12 protein-coding genes are annotated in these 16,623 nt (G+C 61.1%); 6 read left to right on the top strand and 6 right to left on the bottom strand.

The genetic code is table 11. From position 1 onward, the window contains the following. Positions 1-131: 131 nt before the first annotated feature. Positions 132-2,609: a TonB-dependent receptor gene (locus HDE79_RS04705; protein WP_184600726.1), complete on the top strand. Its 2,478-nt coding sequence runs from the start codon at positions 132-134 to the stop codon at positions 2,607-2,609. Between the two features lie 87 nt (positions 2,610-2,696). On the opposite strand, the gene clpB is transcribed toward HDE79_RS04705, so the two are convergent. Continuing rightward, positions 2,697-5,294 carry an ATP-dependent chaperone ClpB gene (gene clpB, locus HDE79_RS04700; RefSeq protein ID WP_184600725.1) on the bottom strand — a complete coding sequence of 866 codons (2,598 nt, stop codon included), beginning with the start codon at positions 5,292-5,294 and terminating at the stop codon, positions 2,697-2,699. 188 nt (positions 5,295-5,482) lie between these two features. On the opposite strand from clpB, the gene otsB reads away from it, so the two are divergent. The 3 genes from otsB to HDE79_RS04685 are packed head-to-tail and all read left to right on the top strand — an operon-like array spanning position 5,483 to position 9,484. Then, positions 5,483-6,265, top strand: coding sequence for a trehalose-phosphatase (gene otsB, locus HDE79_RS04695; protein WP_343205903.1), 783 nt, complete (start codon positions 5,483-5,485; stop codon positions 6,263-6,265). A gap of 13 nt (positions 6,266-6,278) precedes the next feature. Further along, complete coding sequence (locus HDE79_RS04690) at positions 6,279-8,084, top strand: glycoside hydrolase family 15 protein (protein ID WP_184600723.1); 1,806 nt, start codon at positions 6,279-6,281, stop codon at positions 8,082-8,084. Next, positions 8,081-9,484, top strand: a complete 1,404-nt coding sequence (locus tag HDE79_RS04685) for a trehalose-6-phosphate synthase (protein ID WP_184600722.1) — start codon at positions 8,081-8,083, stop codon at positions 9,482-9,484. Before HDE79_RS04690 ends, HDE79_RS04685 begins: the two co-directional genes overlap by 4 nt. Here the strand turns inward: HDE79_RS04685 and pgeF are convergent. Further along, a complete protein-coding gene (gene pgeF, locus HDE79_RS04680) occupies positions 9,475-10,266 on the bottom strand; it encodes a peptidoglycan editing factor PgeF (protein ID WP_184600721.1) in 792 nt (263 codons plus the stop codon). The genes HDE79_RS04685 and pgeF overlap by 10 nt on opposite strands. Then, positions 10,267-11,241, bottom strand: a complete 975-nt coding sequence (gene rluD, locus HDE79_RS04675; protein WP_184600720.1) for a 23S rRNA pseudouridine(1911/1915/1917) synthase RluD — start codon at positions 11,239-11,241, stop codon at positions 10,267-10,269. Positions 11,242-11,312: 71 nt separating this feature from the next. On the opposite strand from rluD, the gene HDE79_RS04670 reads away from it, so the two are divergent. Beyond that, the gene (locus HDE79_RS04670) at positions 11,313-12,167 is read left to right on the top strand and encodes an outer membrane protein assembly factor BamD (RefSeq protein WP_184600719.1); all 855 of its coding nucleotides are present in this window, start codon (positions 11,313-11,315) and stop codon (positions 12,165-12,167) included. A 105-nt stretch (positions 12,168-12,272) separates the two neighbouring features. Here the strand turns inward: HDE79_RS04670 and HDE79_RS04665 are convergent, their stop codons facing one another. After that, a complete protein-coding gene (locus HDE79_RS04665; protein ID WP_184600718.1) occupies positions 12,273-13,895 on the bottom strand; it encodes an NAD+ synthase in 1,623 nt (540 codons plus the stop codon). Positions 13,896-13,967: 72 nt separating this feature from the next. Continuing rightward, positions 13,968-14,585, bottom strand: coding sequence for a LysE/ArgO family amino acid transporter (locus HDE79_RS04660; protein WP_184600717.1), 618 nt, complete (start codon positions 14,583-14,585; stop codon positions 13,968-13,970). A gap of 129 nt (positions 14,586-14,714) precedes the next feature. Between HDE79_RS04660 and HDE79_RS04655 the strand changes: the two genes are divergently transcribed. Continuing rightward, positions 14,715-15,635, top strand: a complete 921-nt coding sequence (locus HDE79_RS04655; RefSeq protein WP_184600716.1) for a LysR family transcriptional regulator ArgP — start codon at positions 14,715-14,717, stop codon at positions 15,633-15,635. Between the two features lie 100 nt (positions 15,636-15,735). On the opposite strand, the gene sucD is transcribed toward HDE79_RS04655, so the two are convergent. Further along, positions 15,736-16,611 carry a succinate--CoA ligase subunit alpha gene (sucD, locus tag HDE79_RS04650; protein ID WP_179477745.1) on the bottom strand — a complete coding sequence of 292 codons (876 nt, stop codon included), beginning with the start codon at positions 16,609-16,611 and terminating at the stop codon, positions 15,736-15,738. Between the last annotated feature and the right edge of the window lie 12 nt (positions 16,612-16,623).

Raw genomic sequence — 16,623 nt, 5'->3', positions numbered from 1 at the left:
ACGCCATAACTTAACGTATTGTGCTTATATACATTTGGAAATATAGACGTCTATACGTCTATTGACGATTTATTAAGTTGTCGCTAACCTGAAATTTCTTCAGTTATAAATCCGTTAGTTCAGGGGAAGTAATGATCAGCAAGCGTCGCAACATTTTTTTTTCGGCCTATCTGCCCGCTGCCATTGCGCTGGCGCTTTCAAACGCTGCGTTAGCACAGGATTCCACGCCCCCGTCTCCAGCCAAGACCAAGGATCTCAGCGCGGTTATCGTCACCGGCACACGTTCGGACAGTCGCACTGAAAGCAGTTCTCTCACACCGATCGATGTCGTGTCCGCGAAAGTGCTTCAACAGACAGGCACCAACGATCTGCCCACAGCACTGGCGCGCATCATCCCCTCGCTGAACTTTCCACGACCTGCGGCAGCGGATACGGCTGATAGCCAGCGGCCAGCGCAGTTGCGCGGCCTCTCGCCGGACCAGGTGCTGGTACTGGTAAACGGCAAGCGCTGGCACTCGGGGGCGATTCTGCTGAACAACGGTGTCATTGGCCGGGGTTCGCAATCGGTGGATCTCAACACCATTCCTCTATCGGCAATCGATCACATCGAAGTGCTGCGCGACGGCGCGTCGGCCCAGTACGGCTCCGATGCCATTGCCGGCGTGATCAACATCATCCTGAAAAAGGGCGCCAAGGGCGGCGACGTCGAGGTCAGCGGCGGCCAGTATTCTGCTGGCGATGGCCGACAGTGGCAGGGTTCGGCCGACTTCGGCATACCGCTCAGCGATGACAAAGGCTGGCTGCGCCTGACCGTGCAGAACGGCAACGAGGACTACACCAACCGCGCCGCACCGGACACCCGTGCAGGCTATACGGTGCTGGGTGTGAACTACCGGCAGGGCGACCCGGCGGTGCACGACACCAACCTGTTGCTGAATACCCAGTACGACATCACCCCGGATGTGCAGTTCTATGCGTTTGGCCATTTCGGTCGCCGTGAAACCACCTCACCGGCGTTTTTCCGTTATGGAACGAATGCGCCCAAGCCCAACAACGCCTTGGTCGGCGAGATATACCCCAACGGCTTTCTGCCACTGGAGCATGCCGATTCCACCGACCAGTCTCTGGTTACCGGGCTGCGCGGCACGGTCGATGGCTGGCGCTGGGATCTGAGCGGCAACTTTGGTCGCAACCGGGTTTCCTATGAAACCCAAAACAGCCTCAACTACGCCTATCTGCACGACTTCGGCAGCACGCCGACGACATTCGACGACGGCATTCTGACCGCCGCCCAGGAAGCGGTCGACCTCGATATCGCCAAGGACCTTTCGCCAAGCTGGTTGCCCAACCCGGTGACGGTGGCCTTCGGCGCCGAATACCTTCGTCAGACCTACAGCATCGATGCCGGCTCCCTGCCATCCTGGTATGTAGGCACATCCGGCGTGTCCGGCGGCGCGCAGGGTTTTGCCGGCTGGCAGCCAGCCAACGCTGTTGACGCGTCACGGCAGGATGTTGCCGAATATCTCGATCTGGAAACCAATCTGACCGACCGCCTGGCGGTCTCGGCCGCCGTGCGGCACGAGCACTACAACGATTTTGGCAACACGACGTCCGGCTCGCTGGCAGGGCGCTTTGATTTCACCGACCGCTTTGCCCTGCGGGCCAGCGCTTCGACCGGTTTCCGGGCGCCATCGCTGGGGCAGCAATACTTCTCGCAGATATCATCGCTGTTCTATGCCACCGGTAATTCGGCCGGGCTGCCAGCCGGTATCTATAACTCAGGCCTGGTGCCGGTGGACAGTCAGATTGCGCGACTGCTCGGCTCGCAGCCACTGAAGCCGGAGAAATCCGAAAACTTCACCTTCGGTGCAGTCTGGAACCCCACCGATGCGCTGACGCTCAGCGCAGATATCTACCAGATCGATATCCAGAACCGCATTGCCCTGTCCGGTGCTATCTCGACCACGGCGCCGTCGGTAGTGAGCTATCTGGCGGCCAACGGGATCAGCAACCTCAACTACAGCAGCGTCAACTACTTTACCAACGCGGCCGACACGCGCACGCGCGGTGTCGATTTTGTCGGTACCTACCTGTCCGACCTGGGCAGTGCGGGAACGCTCTCGACCACACTCAGCGCCAACTACAACCAGAACAAGGTTACCCAGGTCAAAGCCAATCCGGCGGTACTGGAAAACCTGGGCGTCAACTTCGTTCGCCTGAACCGTCAGGACATTGAGGGTTATCTGGCCAATTCGACGCCGCGCAGCAAGCTGATAATCAGCGAGCTATACAACGTCGGAAACTGGGGCGTAACCGCCACCCTGACCCGTTATGGCAGTTACACGAGTTATGTCAGCAACCTGGCCAGTTACAACGTGGCCACCGGTGTCGTCGACCAGACCTTTTCGCCAAAGTGGCTGCTCGATCTGGCGGTGAATTATCGACTGAACAACTGGACCTTTACGGTAGGTGCGGACGATGCGCTGGATACATATCCCGACCGCAACATTGCCAACAACACCAATAACGGCACCCTGCCTTACTCGACATTCTCGCCCTTCGGTTACAACGGCGCTTACGTCTATGGCAAGGTGCGTTACAGCTGGTAACCGTGACGTTGTGTGACAAGGAAAAATCCCGGCATCCATGCCGGGATTTTTTTATGCCCTGCCTTTGCTTTTACTTGCACCCGGCGATCAAAGCGTGTTGAACACCAACATGCCGCCTTCGACATCCACGCCAATGGTGGCACCGGACGCATAGCGACCTTCCAGGATTTGTTTGGCCAGCGGATTCTCCAGTTGCTGCTGGATCGCCCGCTTCAGTGGCCGCGCGCCGTAGACCGGATCGAAACCGACATCACCCAACAGCAGCAGCGCATTGTCGCTGACCTGCAACTTCAGCTGGCGCTCGGCCAGTCGCTTCTCCAGAGAGGCCAGCTGGATGCGCGCGATGGCGCCGATCTGCTTCTTGTCCAACGGGCGGAACACCACCAGCTCGTCAAGCCGATTGATGAACTCCGGACGGAAGTGCGCCTGCACCACGCCCATCACTGACGCCTTCATCTGCGTGTACTGCTCTTCGCTGTCCAAGTCGCCGCCGTTGTCGGACATGTCTTGGATCACGTTGGAGCCCAGGTTCGAGGTCATCACGATGACGGTATTGCGGAAATCCACCGTGCGCCCCTGACCATCGGTGAGGCGACCGTCGTCGAGCACCTGCAGCAAAATGTTGAACACATCAGCATGCGCTTTCTCTACTTCGTCCAACAAAATCACGCTGTAGGGACGACGACGCACGGCCTCGGTGAGATAGCCGCCCTCTTCATAACCGACATAGCCCGGCGGCGCGCCGATCAGCCGGCTGACCGAATGCTTCTCCATGAACTCGCTCATGTCGATGCGTACCATCGCATCGGTAGTGTCGAACATGAACTCGGCCAACGCCTTGCACAGCTCGGTCTTGCCCACGCCGGTAGGGCCGAGGAACAGGAACGAGCCGCTGGGCCGGTTAGGATCAGACAGCCCGGCCCGCGCGCGCCGGATAGCGTCGGAAACCGCACGCACGGCCTCGTCCTGACCGACCACGCGACGATGTAAGTCGTCTTCCATATGCAGCAGCTTTTCGCGCTCGCCTTCAAGCATCTTGCTCACCGGGATACCGGTCCAGCGCGCCACGACCTCGGCGATTTCCTCGGCAGTGACCTTGTCCTGCAGCAGCTTGAAGTCCTGCGTTTCAGCAGCCTGCGCGGCGGCGAGCTGCTTTTCCAGTTCGGGTAGCTTGCCGTACTGAATCTCGCTCATGCGCGCATAGTCCTGCTGGCGCTGCGCAGCGTCGAGATCCTGCCGTGCCTGCTCGATCTGCTCCTTGACGCGAGTCACGCCCTGCAGCGCAGCCTTCTCCGATTTCCAGATTTCGTTGAGATCGGAAAACTCGCGCTCGAGTTTGTCGATCTCGGTTTCCAGATCGGCGAGGCGCTGTTTCGATTCGCTGTCCTTTTCCTTTTTCAGCATCTCGCGCTGGATCTTCAGCTGGATCAGCCGACGTTCGAGCCGATCAAGCTCCTCCGGCTTGGAGTCGATTTCCATGCGAATGCGCGAAGCCGCCTCGTCCATCAGGTCGATCGCCTTGTCCGGCAGCTGGCGGTCGGCGATATAGCGATGCGATAGCGTGGCCGCGGCGACGATGGCCGGATCGGTAATCTCCACACCGTGGTGCACGGCATAGCGCTCTTTCAGCCCACGCAGGATCGCGATGGTGTCCTCCACCGAAGGCTCGCCCACGAACACTTTCTGGAAGCGGCGCTCCAGCGCGGCGTCTTTTTCGATGTATTTGCGGTATTCGTCCAATGTGGTCGCACCGATGCAGTGCAGCTCGCCGCGCGCCAAGGCGGGCTTGAGCATGTTGCCTGCGTCCATTGCACCGTCGGCCTTGCCGGCACCGACCACGGTGTGCAGCTCGTCGATGAACAGGATTACCCGACCTTCCTGCTTGGCCAGATCGCTAAGCACGGCCTTCAGTCGTTCCTCGAACTCGCCACGGAATTTGGCGCCGGCAATCAGCGCACCCATATCGAGCGACAGTACGCGGCGGTCACGCAGGCCTTCAGGCACCTCACCCTTCACGATGCGCTGGGCAAGACCTTCGACGATGGCGGTCTTGCCCACGCCGGGCTCACCAATCAGCACCGGATTGTTCTTGGTGCGCCGCTGCAGCACCTGGATAGTGCGACGAATCTCCTCATCGCGGCCAATCACCGGATCGAGCTTGCCGCTTTCGGCGCGCTCGGTCAGATCGATGGTGTATTTCTCCAATGCCTGACGTGATTCTTCGGCGTTCTCGCTCTGCACCTTTTCGCCGCCGCGCAGTTTGTCGATCGCCGCCTCGATATTTGGCTTGGTCGCACCGGCCGCCTTCAGCGCTGCGCCCAGCTCACCCTTGTCCTCCAGCGCTGCCAGCACAAACAGCTCGCTGGCAATGAACTGGTCGCCACGCTGCTGGGCCAGCTTGTCGGTGAGGTTGAGCAGGCGGGTCAGCTCGTTGCCCGCATGGATATTGCCTTCCTGACCGCTGACTTTCGGCAGCCGTTCCAGCAACTCATTGACGCGCTGCTGCAGCGCCGGCACGTTGACCTGCGCCTGCGTGAGCAACGGTCCGGTCGAGCCGCCCTGCTGGTTGAGCAGCGCCGCCATCACGTGCGCCGGCTCCAGCATGTTGTTGTCGCGGCCAACCGCCAGCGACTGTGCATCGGCCAGCGCTTGCTGGAAACGCGACGTGAGTTTGTCCATTCGCATTGATGCGCCCTCATTGGTTTGGCCCGCCAGCGCTCAAACAGCCGACTTGCCACTGACTGGAAGATGCGGACGGCCTGGGTTGAATCAAGCTTGGGGAGAATCAAGATCGTCGCTGCCGCCCGTTGCTGCTTCCCCATGGCCAGAAAGATATCTTTCACATAGGCCTTGTTACGGTGGGGCTGATGGATATGAAAAATTCCAACGCCGACTCACCTCGGCGCATGTTGCCAGCGCCACCGCTCCCTGCCAACGACTCCCGCTGGGCGCTGTTTCTCGATGTCGACGGCACCCTGCTCGATTTCAACGACGACCCGCGGGCTGTCGAAGTCACTGCACCTCTGCTTGCCTTGCTGCATTCGCTGCACGATGCGCTGGGCGGCGCGTTGGCACTGGTCAGCGGCCGTGAGTTGGATGATCTGGATCGACTGTTCGGCAATCCACACTGGGCCGCAGCGGGTCTGCATGGGCTGCAACTGCGCCGTGCCGACGGCAGTTTTCGACGGATAACGGTAACACCCGAACAACAGCAGCACATGCATCAGGCCGCTACGGCGCTGGCCGCGCGGTTCGAAGGTGTACAGCTCGAGGACAAGCGGATTGCCGTTGCCCTGCACTGCCGACGCGCACCCGAACAGTTCGAATCACTTCGCGATGCCGCTGTTCAGATGGTTACGCAATTGTCCGGCTACGAATTGCAGCCGGGCAACCTGGTGATCGAGTTCAAGCCAGCCGGCATGGACAAAGGCCGGGCGGTACTCGAACTGCTTGCCAGTGCGCCGTTCAACGGGCGCCTGCCCGTGTACCTGGGTGACGACCTGACGGACGAACACGCTTTTGCCAGCCTCCGTCAGAAGCATGGCATGGGCGTGCTGATCGGCTCACCCCGCTCATCCACGCAGGCATCTTTTTCGTTGCGTGACCCCGCTGCGGTGAAAACGTGGCTGGTTCGCGCCCTTGACGCACTTTCGTGAGGAATACCTCAACATGACGAACAACCCGCCGAACACCCTGCCCGCCAGCCTTGAACTCGGCGTTATCGGTAACGGCAGCATCGCCGCGCTGATCGATCCGCATGGCAGCATCGTCTGGTGTTGCCTGCCACGCTTCGACGCCGATGCAAGCTTCTGCAAACTACTTTCACCGAAGATCGATGGCGGCGAATGGGCCATCGAGCTGGAAGATTTCGAACGGGCCGAGCAGAACTATCTGCCCAACACCGCCGTGCTGGTGACGCGGCTTTTCGACACGCACGGTGGCGCGATCGAGATCGTCGATTTCGCACCGCGCAACCGCTCTCTCGGACGGATGTATCACCCAGTCATGCTGGCTCGCAAAATCAGCCCGCTCAGCGGCTCACCGCGCATTCGCGTCAAGCTTCAACCGCTGTGCGATTACGGCTCACAACCGGCGTCTACCACGTACGGCAGCAACCACGTTCGCTATATGCTCAGTGAAACCGTCCAGCGGCTGACCAGCGATGTGGCTACACCGCTGATCGAACGCAGCCTGCCTTTCAGCCTGGATCGTCCGGCACATTTTGTCTTTGGCCCCGACGAAACACTCAGTGAGAGCCCCGCCGACTTCATCCACTTGGCGCTGGAGCGTACACAGGCTTACTGGCGCGACTGGGTACGCAATCTGTCGATTCCCTACGAATGGCAGGAGGCGGTGATCCGCGCCGCCATTACCTTGAAGCTTTGCCAGTACGAAGCCACCGGCGCCATCGTCGCCGCGCTCACCACCTCGATCCCCGAAGCACCGGGCACAGCACGCAACTGGGACTATCGCTACTGCTGGCTGCGTGACTCGGCCTTCACCGTACGGACACTCAATCGACTCGGCGTCACCAACACCATGGAAGACTACATACGCTACGTTTTCAACCTGGCGGTGGTCGAGGGCGATGACGAGGTCGGCCCTGTGTTCGGTATTACCTTCGAGCGGGAGCTGCACGAACGTCAGGTGAAAGGACTTGCCGGCTATCGCGGCATGGGCCCCGTGCGCGTGGGCAACGACGCCTGGCAGCAGCGCCAGAACGACGCCTACGGTTCCGTGGTGCTGTCATCGGCGCAGCTGTTTTTCGATCGCCGCATCGAGCATCGCGGCGACGCGATCATGTTCAAGCGGCTTGAGCGCATGGGCACAGCCGCACTGCGCATGGCCGAGCAGCCCGACGCCGGTCTGTGGGAATTTCGTGGCCGCGCCTCGGTGCACACCTACTCCGCAGCCATGTGCTGGGCCGCCTGCGATCGTCTGGCGCACATTGCCACCGAGCTGGGATTGGATGACCGGGCGCGTTACTGGCACCACGAAGCCATCGAGCTTCACGCCCGCATCGAGGCGCGCGCGTGGAATGCGACGCTCGGCTATTTCGTTGACGCTTACGACGGCGAGAATCTGGACGCCAGCCTGCTGCTGCTGTCCGATATCGGCTTCATCGAAGCGAACGACCCGCGTTTCGTCGCCACAGTAGATGCCATCGGCGCGGCACTGGGCCGCGGCAATTATCTGTTCCGCTATATCGCTCCGGACGATTTCGGTACGCCGGAAACCAGCTTCAACATCTGCACGTTCTGGTACATCGAGGCCATGGCGTCCACTGGTCGCGAGGAACAGGCGCGAGCGATGTTCGAAAACATGCTGAGCAAGCGCAACGCGCTTGGGCTGTTGTCAGAAGATCTGGCACCGGGCAGCGGCGAGCATTGGGGCAACTATCCGCAAACCTATTCACTGGTCGGCATGATTCAGGCAGCAATGCGGCTCTCCCGCCGCTGGGAGGAGGCGCTATGAGCGATCACAAACCCGGCCGTCTGGTGGTGATATCCAACCGGATCGCGCTGCCCGGGCAGACATCAACCGGTGGGCTTGCGTCGGCCATGCAGGCAACGCTGCAAGAACGCGGCGGGCTGTGGTTTGGCTGGAGCGGCAAGGTCTCCAACAACGAAAAACTCCATCGGGTCAGTCATGAATCCGTCGACTACGCCACGTTCGATCTTTCGCGCCAGGATCATGACGAGTTCTACGCAGGCTTTGCCAACCGCACCTTATGGCCGCTGCTGCACTTTCGACTCGACATGGTCGACTATCAACGTAGCCATCTGGATGGCTATATGCGCACCAACGCGCTGTTTGCCGATCATCTGCTGAAGCTTCTCAAGCCAGACGACATCCTCTGGGTGCACGACTACCACCTGATACCGATTGCCTCGATGCTGCGCGAGCGCGGCGTAAAAAATCGCATCGGTTTCTTTCTGCACACGCCGTTGCCGCCTGCCGCGCTGCTGATCGTCCTGCCAAAACATCGCGACCTGCTGGAAACGCTGGCCAGCTACGACCTTGTCGGCTTGCAGACCGCCCGCGACCTGCGCGCCCTGGAGGATTACTTCCTGTACGAAATCGGCGGCACCATGCGCAAAGCTGGAAGGCTGCGGGCTGCCAACGGTCGCCGTTTTCGCGCCGGCGTGTTTCCGATCAGTATCGATACCACGCTGGTGGCCCAGACCGCACACGACGCTGAATCGCTGGAAGAAATCGAACAACTGCACAACAGCCTGGAGGGCCGGGCGCTGATCATCGGCGTCGACCGGCTCGACTATTCAAAAGGACTGCCCGAACGCTTCCGCGGTTACGCCCATCTGCTGGAGCGTGCACCTGAGCTGCATCGGCAGATCAGCTTTTTGCAAATCGCACCGACCACGCGCGGCGTCGTGCCCGAGTACCGCCAGATTCGCAAGGACCTGGAACGCAGCGCCGGCCATATCAATGGCATGTACGCCGCACCGGACTGGGTACCGATCCGCTACGTCAATCAATCGTTTCCGCACAGCGTACTCACCGGCTACTACCGTAACGCGCGAGTCGGTCTGGTCACACCATTGCGAGACGGCATGAACCTGGTCGCCAAGGAATACGTTGCCAGTCAGGATCCGGAAAATCCCGGCATACTGGTACTTTCGCGTTTTGCGGGCGCCGCTTTCGAACTACCCGACGCGCTGCTCATCAACCCTGCCGACACCGCCGAAGTCGCCGACGCGCTGGAACGCGCCTTGAAAATGCCGCTAAAGGAACGGCAGTGGCGCTGGCGCGCGATGATGAACGTGCTGGAAAACCACGACATCAACACATGGCGCAATGGTTTTCTCGCTGCCTTGGCTGATGTCCAGACGGAGCCCGTCAACTCTCAGAATTGAGGCGTACTCTTTGGTTCCAGCCAGATCAGACTGGAGAAACGTCCGCTGCGCTCGCCTTCCCGTCGATAGGAGTAGAAACGAGGATCGGTGAACGTATCGAAGCCACCACCATAAATGTGAGCAACACCGGCAGCTTGCAGTCGAAGACGTGCCAGTGCGACCAGATCGCACAACCAGTGGCCTGGACGAGTTGCGACGAAACAAGCCTGCGCGTCCGCATCGTTTTCTACAAAACCCGCGCGCACCTCTTCCCCGACTTCATAGGAAGCCGCACCGATACATGGCCCCAGCCACGTCAGCAAGTGCGCGCGCGGCGCGCGCAGCTGGGTCAACGTTTCTTCCAGCACACCGTTTGCCAGGCCACGCCAACCGGCGTGGGCGGCGGCAATCTCGCGTCCATCCGCTGTGCAAAACAGCACAGGCAAACAATCGGCCGTAAGGATCGCCAGAACCGTACCAGGCAGGTGCGACACCGCAGCATCCGCCAGTGGCTCATCCTCGCTCGGCAACGGCCCCAGCTCGGCCACGGTCGTGCCATGCACCTGATGCAACCAGCGCGGTGTTGCCGGCAGCGCCAGCGCCTGCTGCAAGCCACCGCGATTGGCGTTGACCACGTCGACCGCGTCGCCGCTGCGCAGACCGAGATTGAGCCGATCAAACGGCGCCGCCGATACACCGGGCCCGTGCCGGGTGGTTACGCACGCGCGCACGCTGGCCGGCGCCGGCCAGTCCGGGTAAATCCAGCTATCGGTGCCTCGGAGAAAGCTATCCGCTACCGACATTCAATACTCGTCGGCGCCGTGGGCTACCAGATCCGCCCGTAGCGCTTCGATCAACGCCAGCTGGTCTGCCGGCCGTTCCGCATTGAACGACAGCGCCTCCTCCGTGACCGGATGCACGAACGAAAGCCGCTCGGCGTGCAGCGCCTGGCGGCGAAAACCGCGCAGAGTGGCGATCAGTTCCGGTGAGGCGCTCTTGGGCAGTTTCAGACCGCCGCCGTACAGCGGGTCGCCCAGCAGCGGATGGTTGATATGCGCCATGTGCACGCGGATCTGATGCGTGCGGCCGGTTTCCAGCTGGCACTGCAACAGGCTGTGGGCACGGAAGCGCTCGCGCAGCCGGTAATGCGTCACCGCATGCTTGCCATCCTCTTCGTCGCGCACCGACTGGCGCAGTCGATCGCCCATGTGACGGCCGATGGCTGCATCTACCGTGCCGCCAGACACCATCGTACCCAGCACGACAGCCTCGTATTGGCGCTCCACTTCGTGACGGGACAGCAAGTCGACCAGCGCCGTGCAGGCCGGCAATGTTTTGGCCACCACCATCAGTCCGGAGGTGTCCTTGTCCAGTCGGTGCACAATGCCGCCGCGCGGCAGCTCCGCCAGCTTCGGATCGTGGTGCAGCAGCGCGTTCAGCAAGGTTCCCGCCGGGTTACCGGCGCCTGGGTGCACGACAAGCCCGGCCGGCTTGTTCAGCACCAGCAGATATTCGTCCTCGTGCACGATCTCCAGCGCGATCGCTTCCGGCTCGCTGGAGACCTCGACCTCCAGCTCGACCTGCAGCAAAACCTGCTCGCCGCCACGCAGCAGCTGACGGGGTGGCGCCTGCGCGCCATCCAGGGTCACCGCGCCGGATTTGATCCAGCCGCTGAGTCGCGACCGTGAGTAATCGGGGAACATCTCGGCCAAAGCCTGGTCGAACCTACGTCCTGCGGCGGCCAGAGGCACGTCCGCCTCGTGCCGAATGGTAGTCATGGTTGTCCCCACGGGCTGTGGCCGGTTTCGGCTATCATGCCTCTTCGATCAAACATCTGAATTCTTTTCCCATGCGTGTAATGAAACTGCCGATGTCCAAATTGCGTGTTTTCAAGGTACTTATCGTGCTCGCGCTCGCGGTATCGATGAGCGCATGTTCAATGTTCCATCATAAACGCGACACGCTCGATACCATGCCGGTGGATGCGCTTTACAACAATGCGCACAATTCGCTGGAAAATTCCGACTATGCGGCTGCGGTCAAAGCCTATCAGCGCCTGATTGCGCGTTTTCCGTCGGGTCCGTACAACGAGCAGGCCCAGCTTGATCTGACTTATGCGCAGTACAAGAACAACCAGCTCGATGATGCCTATTCGACGGTGAACCGCTTCCTCAAGACGTATCCGGCCAATAATCACATCGATTATGCCTACTACTTGCGCGGTCTGATCAATTTCGAGCGCACCAGTGGTGTGATCGAACGCTACGTCTACCGCGAGAATGGCCAGGCACGTCGCGACCAAGGCTACAACCTGCAGTCGTTCGACGATTTCTCCGAGCTGACCCGGCGCTATCCCGACAGCGCCTACGCGGCCGACGCGCGCCAGCGCATGATTTATCTGCGTAACAGTCTGGCGCAGTTCGAGATAGATGTGGCCAAGTTCTACTTGCGCAACAAGGCTTATGTAGCTTCCGCCGACCGCTCGCAGTATGTCATCGAGCATTACCAGCAGGCGCCGCAAACCGGCGATGCGCTGGCGATCCTCACCCGTAGCTATCTGGCACTCGACCACAAGGAACTGGCCGACCAGACCCGTCAGGTGCTGGCGTTGAACTACCCGAATCACCCCTACCTGACCGACCCGAAGTGGCCGCATGCGCCGTCGACCTTGCGCAAGATGGTGCCGTTCTCCGGCCACTATTGAGGAGGAAATTGGTCAGAAATCGAAAAGCCGGCGAGTGATCGCCGGCTTTTTTGTCACTGTCGGACGGAGCAGCATCGAGGCAAGCCCCCATCCGCAAACCCCCTGTTATCGCCAACCGGATGTGATGGGATAACGCCGCTCGCGACCAAACGCACGGGTGGTGACGCGTGGTCCAGGGGCCGATTGACGCCGCTTGAACTCGTTGGCCAGCACCAGCCGAGCGACGCGTCGCACTGTTTCGGCGGCAAATCCCGCGGCAACAATATCGGCCTGCGACTGCTCGCCTTCGATAAAGCGTTCAAGGATGGCATCGAGTTCGTCGTAAGGTGGCAGTGAATCCTGATCGGTCTGATCCTCGCGCAGCTCGGCCGACGGCGGCCGCTCGATCACGGCCACCGGGATGAACTCCGCACCACCCGGCTGGGTATTGCGCCAGCGCGAAAGCTTGTAGACCTCGGTTTTGTAAACGTCTTTCAGCGGCGCGTAGGCGCCGCACATGTCGCCATACAAGGTGGCGTAGCCGACGGCCATCTCACTCTTGTTGCCGGTCGCCAGCAGCAACCGGCTGTGCTTGTTGGACAACGCCATCAGCATCACGCCACGCGTGCGCGACTGCAGGTTTTCCTCGGTGGTATCGGCTGGCTTGCTGGCGAACGCCGGCGTCAACGCATCGATGAACGATTCGTAGGTCGGCTCGATCGAGATCACGTGATAATCCACGCCGAGCTGCTCCGCCTGCGTGCGGGCGCCGTCCAGCGACAGTTGTGAGGTGTAGCGCATCGGCATCATCACCGCGGTGACGCGATCAGCGCCCAGCGCATCGACCGCGAGTGCCAGGGTCAGCGCCGAATCGATGCCGCCGGACAGGCCCAGCAGCACACCGCCGAAGCCGTTCTTGTCGATGTAGTCGCGGATGCCGCGCACAAGTGCTGCGTACAGAACCGCTTCGTGCGAGGTATCCGTGGCCTCGGGCCAGTCTTCCGCGATAAGGCTGCGCGTCTGCGAGTCGAACTGGGCCCACAGCAGCCCCTCGACGAATGCCGGTGCGCGGGCAGCAATGCGGCCGTCGCCATTCACCAGCAACGAGGCACCGTCGTAAACCACCTCATCCTGGCCACCAACCACGTTGACGTAGGCGATCGCGCAGCCGGTTTCCTGCGCCCGTGCCGTCAGCACGGCCTCGCGAGTCGACTGCTTGGCGTCATCCCAGGGCGATGCATTGATGACTACGATGAGTTCGGCACCCGCTGCCGCCGCCTGTGCCGCCGGCTCCGGCATCCAGACGTCCTCGCAAATCAGCAGGCCGACGCGCACGCCGTCGATGGTAACCACCACACTTTCATGGCCCGGTCGAAAATAGCGCTTGTCGTCGAAAACACCGTAGTTGGGCAGCGCCTGCTTGTGCGCCGTCACTTCGATAGCGCCCTCACGCAACAGGCTGGCCGCGTTGAAGACCTCACCCTCGCTGTGCGGGTGGCCAACGATAACTGCCGTGCCTGCAGACGCTGCCGCCAAAGATTTCAGCTCGCTTTCGCAAGCGGCCAGGAAACTCGGCCGCAGCAACAAATCCTCCGGTGGATAACCGCTCAGCGCCAGCTCCGGAAACGCGATCAGCGCCACCTCCTGCACTTGCGCTTGTTCGATCAGGCCACGCATGCGTTTCGCGTTGGCGGCCACCGCACCCACCGAAAAATCGAATTGCGCTAGCGCGAAGCGTAAGGTGGTCATGCCCTGGAGGTCCAACGTCGAATGCAGAAGCGCATGATAACCGAGCGCCGCCTGCACACAGCACGACACAGTTCAGCCAAATGCACCCAGCAATACCGACGCCAGCACCAGCATCAGCACGGCGACGAAAGCATCCAACAGCCGCCACGCCAGCGCGCTACGAAACCACGGTAGCAACAGCCGCGCGCCATAGCCAAGCCCGGTAAACCAGACCACGCTCGCGGTCGCCGCACCGCTGGCGAACCACCAATGAGCATCGCCTGCGTAATGAGTGGATACCGAGCCGAGCAGCACGACAGTATCTAGATACACATGCGGATTGAGCAGGGTAAAGCCGAGGCAGGCCAACGCCACGCGCCAGCGATCAGCGTCGATATCGCCGCTCGTAGGCTGCAAACCGGATGTGCCACGCCACGCGCGCCAAGCCGCGAGCAGACCATAGCCAAGCAGGAAGATCGCGCCGATATAGCGCAGCCACTGCAGCAATCCGGCGTGCTGCTGCACCGCCAGCCCCATGCCTGCCACGCCGAGCAGGATGAGCGTGACGTCTGAGAGGGTGCAGATCGCCACGACCAGACCGACATGGCGTCGCTGCAGACCTTGGCGCAACACGAAAGCATTCTGGGCGCCGATCGCAATGATCAGGCTGGCACCGGTACCGAGACCGGCCAGATAGGCAGCGGATGACATAGGGACTTCCCGAAGACGAAGCACAATCTGGCGCAGGGGACATCATCAGTAAAGCTGAATATTCTTCATCCAGATTAGATTTTCTTAAGACGGCAAAAACCATCCGAGACAACTCGCAGGTACTTATCCATGACGCTGTTGAATCCCCAACTCACCGCCTTCGCCGCCGTGCTCGCCGAGGGCAGCTTCGACGGCGCAGCACACCGATTGTCACTGACCCCTTCAGCCATCTCGCAGCGGATCAAGGCCCTCGAAGATCGCCTCGGCCAGGTGCTTATCCTTCGCCGCAGCCCTTGCCGTGCCACCAGTGCCGGCCAGCGCCTGCTGCGCAGCGTGCAGCAGATGCAGCTGATGGAAGCCGAGACGCTGGGCGAATTCGCCGCGGCTGATCCGGCGAATAAGGCACCGTCGACCATGGCGATCGCGGTGAATGCCGACTCATTGGCCAGCTGGCTGCTACCCGCGCTGGCCGAACTGCATACGCGGCATGGCATGTTGTTCGACATCAGGACAGAAGATCAGGATCACTCCGCTGACCTGCTGCGCGATGGTTCGGTGCTGGGCGCTGTCACTGCCGATGCCAAACCCGTGCAGGGTTGTGCGGTAAAAAAGCTCGGGGTGATGCGCTACCTGCCGATCGCCTCGCCGGCCTTCGTTAGGACTTACTTCAGCGATGGCCTCCATGCCGCCGCATTGGGCCACGCCCCGGTACTGACGTTCAATCGCAGGGATACCCTGCAAGCACGATTCATGCGCAGCATCACGCGTGCGAAGCTGTTGCCGCCCATCCATTACATCCCGTCGTCGACGGCCTTCGTTGAAGCAGCCGCACTTGGCCTTGGCTGGGCGATGGCACCGGCCACGATGCTGCAAACTCCACTGGCCAACGGCATGCTGCAGACCCTGGCGCCCGATCGCTGGCTGGACGTTCCGATGTATTGGCAGCACTGGACGATCCGCTCGCCGGCACTGTCCCAACTAACCGAAACCTTGCTTCGCGCTGCGGCCAGCGGCCTGCAGATTGCCGAAGGAACGAAACATCGGCGCTGATGCCACTCGAATACATGCCACCTCGACACCAACAAAAAGGCCGCGGCATGACCGCGGCCTTTCATGTCGCCAGACAACGGCGACTTATTTCAGCATCAACTTATTTCGACATCAGTTTGGCGAGCGTCTTGCCCAGATCGGCAGGTGACTTCACCGTGGTGACGCCAGCCTTCTCCAGCGCGGCAAACTTCGCCGCGGCGGTGCCCTTGCCGCCGGAGATGATCGCGCCGGCATGGCCCATGCGCTTACCCGCCGGGGCGGACGCACCGGCAATGAACGAGACGACCGGCTTGGTGACATACTCACCGATGAACTCGGCGGCATCTTCCTCGGCCGAACCACCAATCTCGCCGACCATGATGATGCCTTCGGTCTGCGGATCGTCCTGGAACAGCTTCAGGCAGTCGATGAAGTTCAGGCCGTTGATCGGATCGCCACCGATGCCGATGCAGGTGGACTGACCCAGACCCTCGTTGGTGGTCTGGAACACGGCTTCATACGTGAGCGTGCCGGAGCGCGACACGATGCCGACCTTGCCCGGCTTGTGGATGTGGCCCGGCATGATGCCGATCTTGCATTCGCCGGGGGTGATGATGCCAGGGCAGTTCGGCCCAATCAGCACGATTTCCGGATGCTGTGCCAGCACGTTCTTGACGCGCAGCATGTCCAGCACGGGGATGCCCTCGGTGATCGCCACGATCACCTTGATGCCGGCATCGATCGCTTCGAGGATCGAGTCGGCCGCAAACGGCGGCGGCACGAAGATCACCGACGCATCGGCACCGGTTTCGAGAACGGCTTCATCGACCGAGTTGAAGACTGGCAGACCGATGTGCTCGGAACCGCCCTTGCCCGGGGTCACGCCACCGACAACCTTGGTGCCGTAATCGATCGCCTGTTCGGCGTGGAAGGTGCCCTGCTGGCCGGTGAAGCCCTGCACGATCACCTTGGTATTTTTGTTGACGAGAACGCTCATGCTTGCATGTCT

Origin of the sequence: Rhodanobacter sp. MP1X3 (genome assembly GCF_014207165.1) — a bacterium.
Classification (GTDB): Bacteria; Pseudomonadota; Gammaproteobacteria; order Xanthomonadales; family Rhodanobacteraceae; genus Rhodanobacter.
This window is presented reverse-complemented; position numbering and strand designations above follow the sequence as displayed.

Bases quoted from the DNA above. Each gene is read 5' to 3' on its own strand.
- HDE79_RS04705 (WP_184600726.1), top strand. From the start codon at position 132: ATGATCAGCAAGCGTCGCAACATTTTTTTTTCGGCCTATCTGCCCGCT.
- clpB (WP_184600725.1), bottom strand. From the start codon at position 5,294: ATGCGAATGGACAAACTCACGTCGCGTTTCCAGCAAGCGCTGGCCGAT.
- otsB (WP_343205903.1), top strand. From the start codon at position 5,483: ATGAAAAATTCCAACGCCGACTCACCTCGGCGCATGTTGCCAGCGCCA.
- HDE79_RS04690 (WP_184600723.1), top strand. From the start codon at position 6,279: ATGACGAACAACCCGCCGAACACCCTGCCCGCCAGCCTTGAACTCGGC.
- HDE79_RS04685 (WP_184600722.1), top strand. From the start codon at position 8,081: ATGAGCGATCACAAACCCGGCCGTCTGGTGGTGATATCCAACCGGATC.
- pgeF (WP_184600721.1), bottom strand. From the start codon at position 10,266: ATGTCGGTAGCGGATAGCTTTCTCCGAGGCACCGATAGCTGGATTTAC.
- rluD (WP_184600720.1), bottom strand. From the start codon at position 11,241: ATGACTACCATTCGGCACGAGGCGGACGTGCCTCTGGCCGCCGCAGGA.
- HDE79_RS04670 (WP_184600719.1), top strand. From the start codon at position 11,313: ATGCGTGTAATGAAACTGCCGATGTCCAAATTGCGTGTTTTCAAGGTA.
- HDE79_RS04665 (WP_184600718.1), bottom strand. From the start codon at position 13,895: ATGACCACCTTACGCTTCGCGCTAGCGCAATTCGATTTTTCGGTGGGT.
- HDE79_RS04660 (WP_184600717.1), bottom strand. From the start codon at position 14,585: ATGTCATCCGCTGCCTATCTGGCCGGTCTCGGTACCGGTGCCAGCCTG.
- HDE79_RS04655 (WP_184600716.1), top strand. From the start codon at position 14,715: ATGACGCTGTTGAATCCCCAACTCACCGCCTTCGCCGCCGTGCTCGCC.
- sucD (WP_179477745.1), bottom strand. From the start codon at position 16,611: ATGAGCGTTCTCGTCAACAAAAATACCAAGGTGATCGTGCAGGGCTTC.